The sequence below is a fragment of the Saccharopolyspora sp. NPDC050389 genome, from assembly GCF_040655595.1.
Lineage (GTDB): Bacteria > Actinomycetota > Actinomycetes > Mycobacteriales > Pseudonocardiaceae > Saccharopolyspora.
In genome coordinates, this window is sequence record NZ_JBFAKG010000061.1 from 31,883 (window position 1) to 45,768 (window position 13,886).

The 13,886-nt window shown below is 71.5% G+C and carries 9 protein-coding genes and 1 pseudogene; 6 read left to right on the forward strand and 4 right to left on the reverse strand.

Features of this window, described 5'->3' with window-relative positions; genetic code table 11:
* Positions 1-280 precede the first annotated feature (280 nt).
* Positions 281-1,648, forward strand: a complete 1,368-nt coding sequence (gene allB, locus AB0I53_RS32525) for an allantoinase AllB (protein ID WP_358611596.1) — start codon at positions 281-283, stop codon at positions 1,646-1,648.
* 72 nt (positions 1,649-1,720) lie between these two features.
* On the opposite strand, the gene AB0I53_RS32530 is transcribed toward allB, so the two are convergent.
* A complete protein-coding gene (locus tag AB0I53_RS32530; RefSeq protein WP_358611599.1) occupies positions 1,721-2,026 on the reverse strand; it encodes a hypothetical protein in 306 nt (101 codons plus the stop codon).
* Between the two features lie 73 nt (positions 2,027-2,099).
* On the opposite strand from AB0I53_RS32530, the gene AB0I53_RS32535 reads away from it, so the two are divergent.
* From AB0I53_RS32535 to tsaD, 5 genes are all read left to right on the forward strand, one after another.
* Entirely contained in the window at positions 2,100-3,431 is a 1,332-nt protein-coding gene (locus tag AB0I53_RS32535) for an SWIM zinc finger family protein (protein WP_358611602.1), read from the forward strand.
* Positions 3,428-6,052 (forward strand): DUF6493 family protein, encoded by a 2,625-nt coding sequence (locus tag AB0I53_RS32540; RefSeq protein WP_358611605.1) that lies wholly within the window; start codon positions 3,428-3,430, stop codon positions 6,050-6,052. The genes AB0I53_RS32535 and AB0I53_RS32540 overlap by 4 nt, the downstream gene beginning before the upstream one ends.
* Positions 6,053-6,236: 184 nt before the next feature.
* Positions 6,237-6,893, forward strand: coding sequence for a tRNA (adenosine(37)-N6)-threonylcarbamoyltransferase complex dimerization subunit type 1 TsaB (gene tsaB / locus AB0I53_RS32545; RefSeq protein ID WP_358611608.1), 657 nt, complete (start codon positions 6,237-6,239; stop codon positions 6,891-6,893).
* 20 nt (positions 6,894-6,913) lie between these two features.
* Complete coding sequence (rimI, locus tag AB0I53_RS32550; RefSeq protein ID WP_358611650.1) at positions 6,914-7,381, forward strand: ribosomal protein S18-alanine N-acetyltransferase; 468 nt, start codon at positions 6,914-6,916, stop codon at positions 7,379-7,381.
* Positions 7,381-8,436 (forward strand): tRNA (adenosine(37)-N6)-threonylcarbamoyltransferase complex transferase subunit TsaD, encoded by a 1,056-nt coding sequence (gene tsaD, locus AB0I53_RS32555; RefSeq protein WP_358611611.1) that lies wholly within the window; start codon positions 7,381-7,383, stop codon positions 8,434-8,436. The genes rimI and tsaD overlap by 1 nt, the downstream gene beginning before the upstream one ends.
* 94 nt (positions 8,437-8,530) lie before the next feature.
* Here tsaD and AB0I53_RS32560 read toward each other — a convergent pair.
* From AB0I53_RS32560 to AB0I53_RS32570, 3 genes and pseudogenes are all read right to left on the reverse strand, one after another.
* Positions 8,531-11,294: pseudogene (locus AB0I53_RS32560) on the reverse strand (PQQ-dependent sugar dehydrogenase).
* Between the two features lie 169 nt (positions 11,295-11,463).
* Complete coding sequence (locus tag AB0I53_RS32565) at positions 11,464-12,051, reverse strand: YdcF family protein (RefSeq protein WP_358611614.1); 588 nt, start codon at positions 12,049-12,051, stop codon at positions 11,464-11,466.
* Positions 12,052-12,217: 166 nt separating this feature from the next.
* Positions 12,218-13,786 carry an alkaline phosphatase D family protein gene (locus AB0I53_RS32570; RefSeq protein WP_358611617.1) on the reverse strand — a complete coding sequence of 523 codons (1,569 nt, stop codon included), beginning with the start codon at positions 13,784-13,786 and terminating at the stop codon, positions 12,218-12,220.
* Positions 13,787-13,886: the final 100 nt, after the last annotated feature.

The following is a 13,886-nucleotide window of genomic DNA, read 5'->3' on the forward strand; positions in this document are numbered from 1 at the left end:
TCGCGATACGGAAAGCCATGGTTCAACGCGGCGAACGCTCGTGCCTTGCGCCGTTCTCCTGGTCGATCGGCGCGCTTCTCGCCGAACCGCCCGGCGCGCCGCGCCGAACTGATGCTTGCACCATCGGAATCGTGAGCGGCCGGCCGCGGGTCGGGTTCGGAGTCGGCGGCCCGTTCGCCCCGGTAGAAGTGGCGAACGATCCGTTCGCTCCATCCCCTTGACCGGAACCGCACCATGGTTCAACACTTTGTTGAACCATTGCCAGGAGGAGGTAACCGCGTTGCCCGAACCAGCCACCGGAGCGTTCGACGTCGTGTTCCGCGCGCGACGGCTCATCGGCCCGAACGGCGAGACGTCCGGCAGCGTCGGCGTCCGCGACGGCCGCATCGCCGCCGTCGAGCCGCTGGACGCCCCGCTCGAAGCCGCCCGCACCATCGAGCTCGCCGCCGACGAGGTCCTGCTGCCCGGGCTGGTCGACACCCACGTGCACGTCAACGACCCGGGCCGCACCGAGTGGGAGGGCTTCGACACCGCCACCCGCGCCGCGGCGGCCGGCGGCGTCACGACCATCCTCGACATGCCGCTGAACAGCCTGCCGCCGACGATCGACACCGGCGCGCTGGAGGTCAAGCGCAAGACCGCGCGCGAGAAGGCCTTCATCGACGTGGGCTTCTGGGGCGGCGCCGTGCACGGCAACCTCGCCGAGCTGCGCGGGCTGCACGAGGCCGGCGTGTTCGGCTTCAAGTGCTTCCTGCTGCACTCCGGGGTCGACGAGTTCCCGCCGCTGAGCCCGACCGAACTCGACGAGGCGCTGCGCGAACTGACCCGCTACGACGGGCTGATGATCGTGCACGCCGAGGACTCCGACGCCATCGAGCACGCACCCACGGCGCACGGCGAGACTTACGGCGACTTCCTGAACTCCCGCCCGCGCGGTGCCGAGAACGTCGCGATCGCGCAGGTCATCGAGCTGGCGCGGCGCATCGGGGCGCGGGTGCACATCCTGCACCTGTCGTCGTCGGACGCGTTGCCGATGATCGCCTCCGCGCGCGCCGACGGCGTCAGGGTCACGGTCGAAACCTGCCCGCACTACCTGAGCTTCAGCGCCGAGGAGATCCCCGACGGCGCCACCCAGTTCAAGTGCTGCCCGCCGATCCGCGAGGCCCGCAACCGAGAACTGCTGTGGCAGGGACTGGCCGACGGGATCATCGACTGCGTGGTCAGCGACCACTCGCCGTGCACGCCGGAGCTCAAGCGCTTCGACATCGGCGACTTCGGCGTGGCCTGGGGCGGGGTTTCCAGCCTCCAGCTGGGCATTTCGGCGGTGTGGACGCAGGCGCGGGTGCGCGGCCACAGCCTCGCCGACGTCGTGCAGTGGATGTCCCGGAAGCCCGCCGACCTCGCCGGCCTGCGCGGCAAGGGTTCCATCGCGGTCGGCAACGACGCCGACTTCTGCGTGTTCGCGCCGGACGACGCGTTCGTCGTCGACGTGGGCAAGCTGCACCACCGCAACCCGGTCTCGCCGTACCACGGGCGCCCGCTGTCCGGCGTGGTGCGCGAAACCTGGCTGCGCGGCGCGCAGATCGTCGGGCCGGGCGTGGAACTGACCGCGCCGCAAGGCAATCTGCTCACCCGCCAGGGTTCGTAGCAGGCCGAAACGGGGCCGTGAGTCTTTTGGGCGGCTATAGCAGCCCAAAAGACTCACGGCACCGTGCCGAAGTCAGCCCTTCACCTGGCGGACGAGGCCGACCGCGCTGGCCAGGGACAGGCCCGGTAGCTGCTTGCGCACTTCCCGGACCGCCGCGACCTCGTGGGTGCGCGGGTCGATGCCCGCCCTGGTCAGCACCTGGCGGGTCCAGCGGATCTCCTGCGGCTCGCCGTCACCGGCTTCGTCCAGGATCTTCAGTGCGCGCTGCAACCCGGGCAGTTCCTCGGGGCTCGCGTCGTGGACCGCGCGCCGCACCGCCTCCCAGGCCTCGTCGAGGTCATTGAGCACCACCAGGTGCGCTTCGCGTTTGCCGAACATCTCAACCTTCCTGCGCGGGGATCTGAACCATTCTCCAGCGTCGTGTCGGTGATCATGACTACCCTGCGCCGCCATGAGCGATGAGGCGCACTCGTTGACCTACCGGCGGCCGTCGGTGCTCGACGGCGGTCGGCTCGGCTTGGAGACCGCGGGCGGGACCGCGTTGGCCGGCCCGGCGGGAAATCCCCGGTTCTTCACCGGATTCCTCACCGATGCCGCGCCTGCCGCGGGCGGGCTCCAGGCGGTCGCCCGGGTCGCGCGATCCCGATATCCGGAGCTCACCGGCCGCCCGGCCTTCCGCGATCCGGTGGTCACGTGCAACGGCGACCGGCTGCGCTTCGAGTCCTTCTCCCGCTGCTGCGGCGTCTACGCGCGGCTGGACGTCCTCTCCGGCGGCCTCGACGGCGAGGTGCACGACCGCGGAACGACCAATGTGGACATCAACGAGCCGCTGCGCCGCATGCTGGCGCGGGTCGGCGGCCGCGATCCGCTGCACCTGTCGGTCGGCCCGGACGACCTGACCGCCACCACCCTCGACGGCTCGGTGGTGGAGAAGAAGGTGCCGCTGCCGCAGCGGTGGCTCCGCGGGTTCGCCGAGATCCAGGTGATCACCGCCGGATTCGAGCCGCGCGCCGAGCTGTCCGCCGTCGAAGCCGCGCGCCTGCTCCGCACGCTGCCGTCCCGTTCGAGTGGCGCGCTCTGGGCCGTGCCCGCCGGACGCTCGCTGCGCCTGACCAGCTCGCCGGCGCCTGGCGCGGTCTGCGTGGCAAGCCCCGATCGGCTCGAATCGCTCGTCCCGCTGCTTCGCTTCGCCCGGGCGCTGCGCGTTTACGGCCCGCCGGTCCGCGCCGGAAGCCAGCCCGTCGCGAGTGCCTGGGAGCTGGACCTGCCAGGAATGCGGCTGGTTCTGGCGCTGTCGCCGGGGCTCAACCGCGGATTCTCCGGTGAGGGAGCGGTGCTCGACGCGCTGGCCTCGGACGACACCGAAACGGACGCCGAGTTGATCGGCGCGCTGCTGGCTTTCGAGCCGCGGGTGGAGGTCGATCTCCTCGCGGAGCGGTCCGGCTTGCCGCAACCGAGGGTTCGCGACGCCCTGACCCAGCTCGGGACCGCGGGCCGGGTCGGCTACGACCTCGCCGAGGCGGCCTACTTCCACCGCGAACTGCCCTACGACGCGACGGCCGGGGAGGCGATGAACCCCCGCCTCCGCAACGCGAGAGCGCTCGTCGAGGCGGGCGCAGTGCACATCGACGGTGACACCGCGACGGTGACCGTCGGAGACCGCGCGCACCGGGTGCGGGCCGACGGCTGCACCTGCCGGTGGTGGACGGAATTCGGCGGCACCAGGGGCAAGTGCAAGCACGCGCTCGCCGTGGACGTGGCGCGGAACGGAGCACGGGGATGAACTGGGACGACCTGAAGGAACTGATCGAGCAAGGCGACCTGGACGTCCTCGCGGCGGCGCTCGGGGAAATAGGTCCGGCGGACAGTCGCGCGCTCACCAAGCCGCTGACGGACTTCGAACGTTCGGTGCGGCGGGCGGACTTCTACACGACGCAGCAGTACTCGCCCATGCTCGCGGTCGCCGGCGCGGCCGTGCTGCCGATGTCGACGCTCGCGCCGTGGCTGTCCCGCAACAGCCTCGACCGGCCGCTGCGGCCGGATGACCGCCGCGTGCTGAGGCCCTACGGTGCACCGGCGTTCGAGCACGTCTTGGCCGTCCTGCGCCGGCGGGACGTGCCGTGGCTGCCGCGGCTCGCCGAGAAGCTCGCGCAACGGCTGCGCCCACGCGGGCGGACATCGAACCACGAATGGCAGCTCATCACCGCCATCGCCGGGGATGCCCTGCCCGACAGCGACGGATACGTCTACCACTGGCCGGAGATGATCGGGCGCGACGACACGACGATCGTCGGCGAAATACGTGGCGACCGGCGGTTCCTGGCCCTGATTCCGCGACTGTTCGAAGTGGACGGTGTGGCGCGGCGGCTCGCGGACTCCTGGGCGCAGGACGGCTGGCCGAGCGCGCTGGCGGAGCTCGCCGCCGCCGGTGAGGTCGATCGGCTGGTGCTGTTGGACGGGCTGCTGGCACGCCTGCAGCGCGGCGGCAAGCAAATGGACGTCGTGGCCCTGATCGATTTGCACGACAAGCTCTGCCCGAACCTGGACGAGCTCGCGCCGCGTGGCGGCGACTACGCGGCTCTGGTGCCCGACAGCCACTCGACGGTCGCCGGGATGGCGCAACGGGAACTCCAGCGCTTGGACGAGGCGAACCGGCTGGCAGCGGACGTCCTGCTCGACGTCAGCCGGGCGATGTTCTTCCGCCCGGAGAAGAAGCTGGTCCGGGCCCAGATCTCGTGGCTGGACAAGGCGATCCGGCGCGGCCGGGCCGGATCGCTGGCGGTGCTCGGCGGCGCGTTCGGCCACGAATCGGTAGACGTCCAGGAACGCGCGCTCAAGCTGGTGCTCAAGCACGCCGGCAAGCTCGACGCGAACGTGCGCGACGAACTCGCCGAAGCCGCGGTGGCGCTGCCGCAGGACCTCCGAGCGCGTGCGGCCGATGTGTTCGCGATGCCGGAGGCCGAGCCGGAACCGGTGCCGGTTCCGGCTGCCGCGCCACGTCCCGAGATGCCACCGCCAATCGCATCGCTGGACGAACTGGTCACGGCCTTCGCCGAACAGGCGCACCGGGCAGGTCCGCTCCTCCGGGAGCGGATCCTCGCCGCGATGGTCGAGTTCGCGTTCACCGACCGGGAGGCCCTGCGCCGCGCTTTCGCCCCGCTGCAGGAGCAAAGTCCGTGGTACACGCCGGGGCTGCCGGATTGGAGCGAGCAGCGCAATTGGATCGGTTCGCCGTCGGAAGCCGGGGAGTTTTCCGCCGTCCTGCGCGCCGCGACGGGTGAATGCCGGGGCGAGGTCACCAGCCCGATCCCGCGCATCGACGAGATCCCGGGCGAGGCGGACTGGGAGGAACTCGCGACGCGCGGAGTGGAGTACGGCACCGTGCGGATGCGCCGCCTGCACGAGATCGGGATCGGACTCGCCTACGCGCCCCGCCCGTTCCTGATGTCCACCCCTACCGGCACGTCCGGGATCATCGCACCCGAAGCGCTGGCCGAGCGGCTGGAGCGCGCGGCAGCGCAGGGATTCGAGCCGTGGCAGCACGACCTGGTCGTGGCCATGCTCCGGCTGCCCCGGGACGCCGCGATCGCCGATCGGGTGCGGGGGCTCGGCGAAGCGGGCGCGCAGGTCGCGCGGTGGATCGACGACGGCGGGCTCGGCCGGCCCGAGATCCGGCGCGCGGTGGTGCCGGTCAAGAAGTACGACTGGCGCGGCATGCACCTCGAAGACCACACCCGCGTCACCGTCACGTTCCCGGACACGGCGGATCCGGTCCGCAAGTCCTTCGACAGCACGGCGACCGGCCGGTATTCGGCCACCCTCCGCGAGCAGAACGCCGCCCCGGATCTCATGCCCGCCTACCGAGATCTCTGCGCAGCGCACCGGGTGGAGGCGTTCGCAGACGGGGCGCGAGGCAGCGCGACGATGCTGGGCCGCCTGGTCGACGCCTACGGCCCGATCGGCGACGGGATGAACACGGTGCTGGCCTTCGCGCTCGGTGCCCGAGAGTCGGCGGACCGTGCCAGTGTGGTGGACGCGCTGATCACCCTGACCGCCCGAGACGGGTTGCGCGGCACGGGCGTCGCACATGCCGTGGTGGAGCTGGTGCTGCGCGACGAGGTGGTGCTGGGACGTGTGGTGCAGACGGTGCGCGATGCGGCGCGAGCCGGTCTCGCGGAGCTGGCGTGGGAGGTGGTCGCGGTGCTGGTCGAGGGCCTGCTGCCGGCCGAAGGGGAACGCCCGCGAACGGCGCTCGCGGACCTGCTCGCCCTCGGCGTGGAGCTGGTCGACCAGGTCCGCCCCGCCGAGCCGGTGCCAGGTGTGGCGGCGGCCGCGGCCCGAGGCGGTTCCAGCCGCTTCGTCAAGGAGGCCCGCAGGCTGCACCAGGCGTTGACCACTGCGTGAAGGCACTGTTTCCGCTGGTAAATGCCCGTGCTTGTTTTGTATCGCTATAGCAGCACAAAGTACGCACGGCTCCTGAGCAGCCGAAACGCACGCCGCTGCCCTAGGATCCGAAGGCCTGCCCGGACGGCGTCCCGGTGCTCCCCGCGTAACCCCGGTGACCAGGGCTGACGTACGCTGAGTAATCGTGCTCGTCATTGCGCTGGACACCTCGACCCCCGCGGTCACGGCTGGGCTGGTCGCCCTGGACGACGGTCCGCCGCGCGCCCTCGCCGAGCGCGTCACGGTCAACCCGCGTGCGCACGGCGAACTCCTCATGCCGCAGCTGCTGGACGTCATGACCGAGGCCGGACGCGAACTCGCGGACGCCGATGCGATCGTCGTCGGCGCCGGCCCCGGCCCGTTCACCGGCCTCCGCGTCGGCATGGCCACCGCCGCCGCGCTCGGCCAGGCCTGCGGCCGCCCCGTGCACCCGGTCTGCAGCCTCGACGCGATCGCCGCGCAGGCCACCACCGAAGGTCCTCTGCTGGTCGCCACCGATGCGCGCCGCAAGGAGGTCTACTGGGCCGCCTACGACGCCGCTCGGACCCGGATCGACGGGCCGCACGTCCGGCGCCCGGCGGAGGTCTCGACCGACGGCTTCGCCACGGCGGCAGGAGAAATGGCCGAGGAGCTGGGCATCACCGCCGTCGAGCCGCGCTACCCGACGCCGGTCGGGCTGGTCGCGGCGGCGCGCGCCGCGCTGCAGGCCGAACCGGCGCCGCTGGTGCCGCTCTACCTGCGGCGGCCGGACGCCGAAGCGCCTGGCAAGCGGAAGTCCGTGTTGACCAGGGGTGGGAAGTGACCGACCGCGCCATCACCGCGCTGCAGGTGCTGAAGCTGCGCCGCAGCGATCTGAAGCGCTGCGCGGAACTGGAGCAGGTGCTCTTCCCCGGCGACGACCCGTGGTCCTGGTCCGCCTTCGCCGCGGAGCTCGACCAGGGCCACTACTACGTCGGCGCCTACCGCGACGAACTCCTGATCGGCTACGCCGGGCTCGCCGTCGTCGGCCGCGCCCCGCACGCCGAAGCCGAGGTGCACACCATCGGTGTCGACCCGGCGCACCAGGGCGGCGGCGTGGGCAAGGCACTGCTGGGCTCGCTGTTGTCCAAGGCCGACGAGCAGCAGGCGACGACGTTCCTGGAAGTGCGCACCGACAACGACGCCGCGATCGCGATGTACGAGAAGCACGGCTTCGAGATCGTCGGGCTGCGCAAGCGCTACTACCAGCCGTCCGGGGCGGACGCGCACACCATGCGGCGGCCCCCGGCGGAACCTGCGGAGGCTGGGTAATGACTGCGGATCGAGTGGTGCTCGGCATCGAGAGTTCCTGCGACGAGACCGGCGTGGGCCTGGTCCGGCTGGCCGCCGACGGCACGGTCGAGCTGTTGGCCGACGCGGTGGCCTCCAGCGTCGACGAGCACGCCCGCTTCGGCGGCGTGGTGCCGGAGATCGCCAGCCGCGCGCACCTGGCGGCGATGGCTCCGACGATGCGCCGCGCGCTCGACGAATCCGGCCTCGAACTGTCCGATGTGGACGCGATCGCGGTGACGGCCGGGCCGGGCCTGGCCGGCGCGCTGATGGTCGGCGTCGCGGCGGCCAAGGCCTACGCGGCCGCGCTGGACGTGCCGCTGTTCGGCGTCAACCACCTCGGCGGCCACGTCGCCGTCGACACCCTCGAGCACGGGCCGCTGCCGGAGCGCTGCCTGGCGCTGCTCGTCTCCGGCGGGCACACGCAGCTGCTGCTCGTGGAGGGCATCGGGGAGCAGATCACCGAGATCGGCTCCACGATCGACGACGCCGCGGGCGAGGCCTACGACAAGGTGGCGCGCATCCTCGACCTGCCGTACCCGGGCGGCCCGCCCATCGACAAGCAGGCCAAGCTGGGCAACCCGAAGGCCATCGCGTTCCCGCGAGGACTCACTGGGCCCCGCGACGCCAAGTACGACTTCTCCTTTTCGGGGCTGAAGACCGCGGTCGCGCGCTGGGTCGAGACCGAGCAGCGGGAGGGCCGGGAGATCCCGGTGGCGGACGTGTGCGCGTCGTTCCAGGAGGCCGTGGCGGACGTGCTGACGGCGAAGGCGGTGCGAGCGGCGCGAGACCTGAACGTGGACACGCTGGTGATCTCCGGAGGCGTGGCGGCGAACTCCCGCCTGTCGGAGCTGGCGGCCCAGCGCTGCGCGGAAGCGGGCATCACGCTCCGCGTGCCGCGCCCGAGGCTGTGCACCGACAACGGCGCGATGATCGCGGCCCTCGGAGCCCACGTCCTCGCTGCGGAAGCCAAGCCCTCGCCCCTGGACATGCCGGCGAACCCGGGCCTCCCGGTCGGCACCATCGTCGTCCAGTGATCCCGGTTTCAACTGAAACCGTGGCCCTCTGAAACTTTGCACAATCGTCCGTTCCGGCCGCGGTTTCAATTGAAACCGCGGCCAGACCAACGGTTCAGTACCTCCGGTCGATCGTCGTGTCGTTCGCCGCGTGCCACTGGATGTAGCCGTGCTCGAAGTCGTTGCGGCGACCGCCGGAGACCGCGAACTCCCCGGTCTTCGGGTAGCCCAGGTACGAGCGTTCCCAGCCGAGCGCGGACCAGCGCTCGCGGATCCGGCCGTACACCTCGTGCGCCCCGGTGCCCGGCGTCCAGTAGATCGAGCCGGCCTTGGAGAAGTGGTTGTACCGCCCGACTCCGTCCGGCGTGGTGAGCTCGTCGGTCGTCGGGTAGCCGAGCGGGCCGAGTTCCCAGCCCAGCTGCGACCAGGTCACCCGGATCGCGCCCGAGATCGCATGCGCCCCGGAACCGGGCGACCAGTAGATCGAGCCCGCCTTGGAGAAGTGGTTGTACCGCCCCGCTCCGTCCGGCGCGGTGACTTCGTCGGTCGTCGGGTAGCCCAGCGGGCCCTGCTCCCAGCCGTTCGCCGCCCAGCTCTGCCGGATCGCGCCCCACACCGCGTGCGATCCGGTGTCCGGCGTCCAGTAGATCGACGCCGTGAGGGTCGCGGGCGTCCCGGCGAAGTGGTTGTAGCGACCCACACCATCCTCTGTGGACAGTTCATCCGTGGTCGGCGGGCCGAACCTGCCGTGCCCGCCGAGTTCCAGGTACTTCGCGAGGTTCCCGCCGTAGACGTAGTGCACGCCGGTCTGCGCGGTCCAGTACAGCCTGCCGCGTTCGTAGCCGCGGTAGCGGATGCCGTCCTCGGCGATCTCCGGCCCCGTGGGCTGCCCGAGCAGGCTGCGCAGCTGCGGTTCGGCCTCGTAGCGCTGGTCGATCGGCGTGGCGTACCGGGCCGTGAGCGTCAGGTCGCCGGCGCCCATGGTCAGCACCCGAGACCGGTCGCCGACGCCATCGGCCCAGCCGGCGAAGGTCGCCACGCCGTCGGTCGCGGTCGCCGCCGCGATCACGTCGAAGGTGGCGTCTTCGGTGACCATCGCCGAGCTCCGCCCGCCCTCCGAGGGGATCTGCAGCACGGCGGCCACGTTGCTGGTCAACGCGAGCAGGTGTTCGCGCGGCATGGCCGCGTAGGTCTCGCTGCTGCGCACTCCGGCACTGTCGGTCGTGGTGGCGGTGATCTCCATCCGCGAGTCCGGGTGATCGGTGAACGCGACCTGGAAGGCCCCGCCGGTGCCGCCGGCTCCCGGGTGCCGGTGGCAGGTCGCCTCCTCCGGGCAGTGCACCTCGGTGCTGGTCCAGGTGATCGGCGTCGTGCCGTCCTCGGCATCGGTGGCCTGCGCGGTGAGGGAGACGGTCTCGCCGACGGCGAAGGTTCGTCCGCCGGGCGCCGTCAGCGCCAGGTGCGGGGAGTGGTTCGCCGGTGCGATCAGCACGTCGACGCTGCCGGACGCGCCCAGCGGGTCGGTCACGGTCAGCCGCGCGGTGAACCGGTCACCGTCCGGGTAGGTGTGGCTGGTGCGCGCGCCGGAGCCGGTCGCGCCGTCGCCGAAGTCCCAGCGGTAGGTCAGCGGATCGCCGTCGAAGTCCTGCGATCTCGATCCGTCGAAGGTGACCGTGCGGGTCGCCGGATCGGTGCTGATCTTGGCTTCGGCCACCGGCGCGGAGTTGCCCTGCGGATAGCTGAGCCTGCGCAGCGTGCTGGAGTAGATGTCGGCGAAGACGATGTCGCCGTTGGGCGCGGCCGCGAACTTCACCGGCCCGCCGATGTCACCGCCGAACGGCGGGTTTTCCGGCGCCCGCACCAGCTTTCCCTGCGCGTCGAACCGCAGCGTCCAGAGCTTCTTCGTGGTGTAGTCGCCGAAGAAGTACGCACCGCGGTACGTCTCCGGGTAGCTCTCGCCCCGGTAGATGATGCCGCCGGTGACGCTGTTGCCCTGGTCGCCGCCGCCGTGGTGGTACTCCCACAGCGGCGGGGTGTTGACCACGGACGCGCACTCGGGCAGGTCGGCGTAGCCCGGGGTCCGGTGGTTCCCCTCCCAGCAGGGCCACTTGTAGTTCTGGCCGGGCCGGACGAGGTCGAGTTCTTCCCAGGTGTTGTAGCCGACGTCGCCGATGATCGGCGTGCCGGTCCAGCGACAGCCGGAACGGGCTGCGGAACCCGCTGGCGTACACCCGGCTGCGCCACGACGAGGGGCTCGACGCCTGGTAGTGCGGGTTGCCGGGCACGCCGTCGCCGGTGGCGGTGACGTGCAGGATCTTGCCGTTGGGCGCGTCGAGGTTCATGGCCTGCAACGCGTTCCGGTCGGTGCGGGTGAAGTCGGAGAGGTCGCCGACGGACACCCACAGCGTGCCCTCGTCGGCCGCCACGATCCCGGTCATGCCGTGCACCGCGTAGGGGCTGCGGAATTCGAGGAGCACCTGTTCGTCGGCGAGGCCGGTCGGTTCCGGCGCGCCGGTGACGGTCCAGCGCGCGAGCCGCAGCAGGTAGCCGCCGGTGCCGCCGGGGACCGAGCGGGCCAGGTAGATGTGCCGCGAAGTTCCGTAGTCGGCGGCCACCGCGATGCCGGTCAGGCCCAGGTCCTGGGTCGGTTCGACGGGCAGGGTGGCGATGGTCTTGGTGCGGCCGTCGGCGGCCGCCCACGCCACGGTGCCCTTCTTCCCGGTGGTCAGGACGCCGCCGTCCGGCAGGTACGCGAAGTCGGTCAGGTCGAAGGCGGCCTGCCCGCTGGGTTGGCTACGGAGGATGAAACCGGATGGCACGGCGGCTTCCGCGCGGCGGGCCGGCAACGCCGCCAGCAGTCCGATGGATAACAGCGCCACGCAGCACGCGCTCAACCAGCTGCGGAGTCTTCGAGCGAGCACGGTGATCACACCCCCATTCGGCAAGGATGTGCTGATATCGCCCGAAATTCCGGCCCGGTTGCCTATCGCCCGGAACCTTGCCCACCGTCACGGTCGATCACCGGTGGTGATCGCCGCCCGGTGACGATCAGCGGCGCCACCAGAAGGCCTTGGTGGTGGCGAGGAACTCGCGGCGGGCGCCGCGGGCGGAGACCCGGCGCAGGCCGTCGGCCGCCGCGTCGTGGCCGACGCCGTGGGCGTCGATGCCCGCGCGCCGGCACAGCGCCACCGCGCGGCGCAGGTGGAACCGGGTGGTCACGACGGTGACCTCGCGCAGCCCGAAGTCCTCGGCCGCCCGCCGGCAGGACGACCAGGTGTCCACACCGGACTCGTCCAGCACCACCGCGGACGCGGGAATCCCGTGCGACAAGAGGTGATGCCGCATCACGACGGGCTCGCTGTGCCCGCGGGATTCCGGGCTGCCGCTGACGATGATGCGCCGGACCCGGCCGGCCTCGAACAGCTCCCGCGCCACGTTCAGCCGCCCCTGCAGGATCCGGCTCGGCTGGCCGTCCCAGCGCACTCCCGCGCCGAGCACCAGCGCGAACTTGGTCGCGGGCGCGTCCCGAACCGTGCTGATGCGCCGGGCGCTGCGCACCAGCGCCCACGCCGAGGGCAGCGCCGCCGCAGCCCCGAGCCCGGCCAGCGCCGCGAGTCCCTTCCGAAGTCCACGCACCGGACAAGTGTGCCATCGAGAACACCGGCCAGGGCTCGGCACGCGCCAACCGATCGGCGCAAGTCACCCCGTGTGTACTTTGTGTCGCTATAGCAGCACAAAGTACGCACGGGGCAATGGGCCACCGGATGCATTCACCAAACCGTCCCCAGTGGACAGTCCGAGGCTAGGCCGGGTTGAGCGCCGGGTTGCCGTCCTCGACCACGAACGACTTCGCGGTCTCCGCCGGGGCATCCTTCTTGGACACGTACGGCAGCACCCGGTAGTCGGCGCGCAGTTCCTTCTCGGTGAACTTGGTGCGCACGTAGCCACGCCGGTTGGCGTAGAACTTCACGTGCGGGTTCTCCTTGAGCACGTCGCCGTTGCCGTCGTCGTTGCCGTCCCCGCCGCTGGTGACGGAGGTGGTGATGAACTCGGTGCCGACGGCTCGCGACCCGGGGTCGTCGTGGGTCCGCTTGATCTCCGCGGCCCAGTGCCGGTGCACGTCGCCGGTGAGCACGACGCCGTTGCGGACCGCGCTGTCGGCCATCGCGCCGGCGATCCGGTCGCGGTTGGCCACGTAGCCGTCCCAGGCGTCCATGTTGTAGCCCTCTTCGGTGCCGGGCGTCAGGTCGATCTTGGAGAAGAACACCTGCTGGCCCAGCACGTCCCAGCGGGCGGTGGTGTCGCGGAACCCGTCGGTGATCCACTTCTCCTGCTCGGCGCCGGTGATCGACCGGTCCGGGTCCTCGCGGTCGGCGCAGCCGGACTGCACGCCGTCGCCGCAGGCCTGGTCGTCGCGGTACTGGCGGGTGTCGAGCATGTGGAAGTTGACCAGCGATCCCCAGCCGTACCGCCGGTAGAGCTGCATGTCGATGCCGTTCGGCTTCGAGCCCGCGCGCAGCGGCATGTTCTCGTAGTAGGCCTGGAGGGCGACCTTGCGCCGGTCCGGGAAGCCGTCGTCGGGCTTCTCCGGCGTCTCGTCGGCCCAGTTGTTCTCGACCTCGTGATCGTCGAACACCACCAGCCACGGCGCGGTCGCGTGGGCGAGCTGCAGGTCCGGGTCGGTCTTGTACTGCGCGTGGCGCTGCCGGTAGTTGGCCAGCGTGCGGGTCTCCGGGCCGAGCACCTTGCGCACGTCGCCGTCCTTGGCGGCGTACTCGTACTGGTAGTCGCCGAGGTGCAGGATCAGCCCCGGCTCGTCCTCGGCCATCCGCCGGTAGGCGGTGAAGTAACCCTGCCCGAAGTGCGCGCAGGAGGTGAAGCACATGGTCAGCTCGCCGAGCGTGCCCGCCGCGGGCGCGGTGCGGGTGCGGCCGACCGGCGAGATCGAGCCCTCGGCGCGGAAGCGGTAGAAGTACTCCGCGCCGGGCTCCAGACCCGCCGGCTCGACGTGCACGCTGTGCCCCAGCTCCGGCGCGGCTTCGGTCTCACCGCTCTGCACGATCTTGCTGAACTGCTCGTCCGCGGCGACCTCCCACTGCACAGGCACGGCCTTGTCGGGCATGCCGCCCAGCCCGTCGTCGGCGGTCGGCTCCGGCGCCAGCCGGGTCCACAGCACGACCCCGTCCGGCAGCGGATCGCCGGAGGCGACGCCGAGGGTGAACGGGTCGGCGAGCCGGCGGGTGCCGGCGCCGGGCAGCGACAGCGCGTTGGCCAGCGCGGAGCCGCCGAAGGCGGTCGCGCCGAGCGCGGCGGCACCGCCGAGCAGCACGGCGCGGCGGCTGACCCGGCCGGGTAACGGGATATCGGGCATCGGTGTCCTCCAGGTGTCCTGCGGAAGTCGTCCGGGGCTCGACCGTGGCGCGATCGAGCGCACGAAAGTACCGACACCAGAAGAGGGTTTGGTGAATTCC

What these genes read in the sequence shown, in the direction of transcription:
- AB0I53_RS32530 (WP_358611599.1), bottom strand. Translation starts at nt 2,026, where the DNA reads ATGTTCGGCAAACGCGAAGCGCACCTGGTGGTGCTCAATGACCTCGAC.
- AB0I53_RS32535 (WP_358611602.1), top strand. Translation starts at nt 2,100, where the DNA reads ATGAGCGATGAGGCGCACTCGTTGACCTACCGGCGGCCGTCGGTGCTC.
- AB0I53_RS32540 (WP_358611605.1), top strand. Translation starts at nt 3,428, where the DNA reads ATGAACTGGGACGACCTGAAGGAACTGATCGAGCAAGGCGACCTGGAC.
- tsaD (WP_358611611.1), top strand. Translation starts at nt 7,381, where the DNA reads ATGACTGCGGATCGAGTGGTGCTCGGCATCGAGAGTTCCTGCGACGAG.
- AB0I53_RS32570 (WP_358611617.1), bottom strand. Translation starts at nt 13,786, where the DNA reads ATGCCCGATATCCCGTTACCCGGCCGGGTCAGCCGCCGCGCCGTGCTG.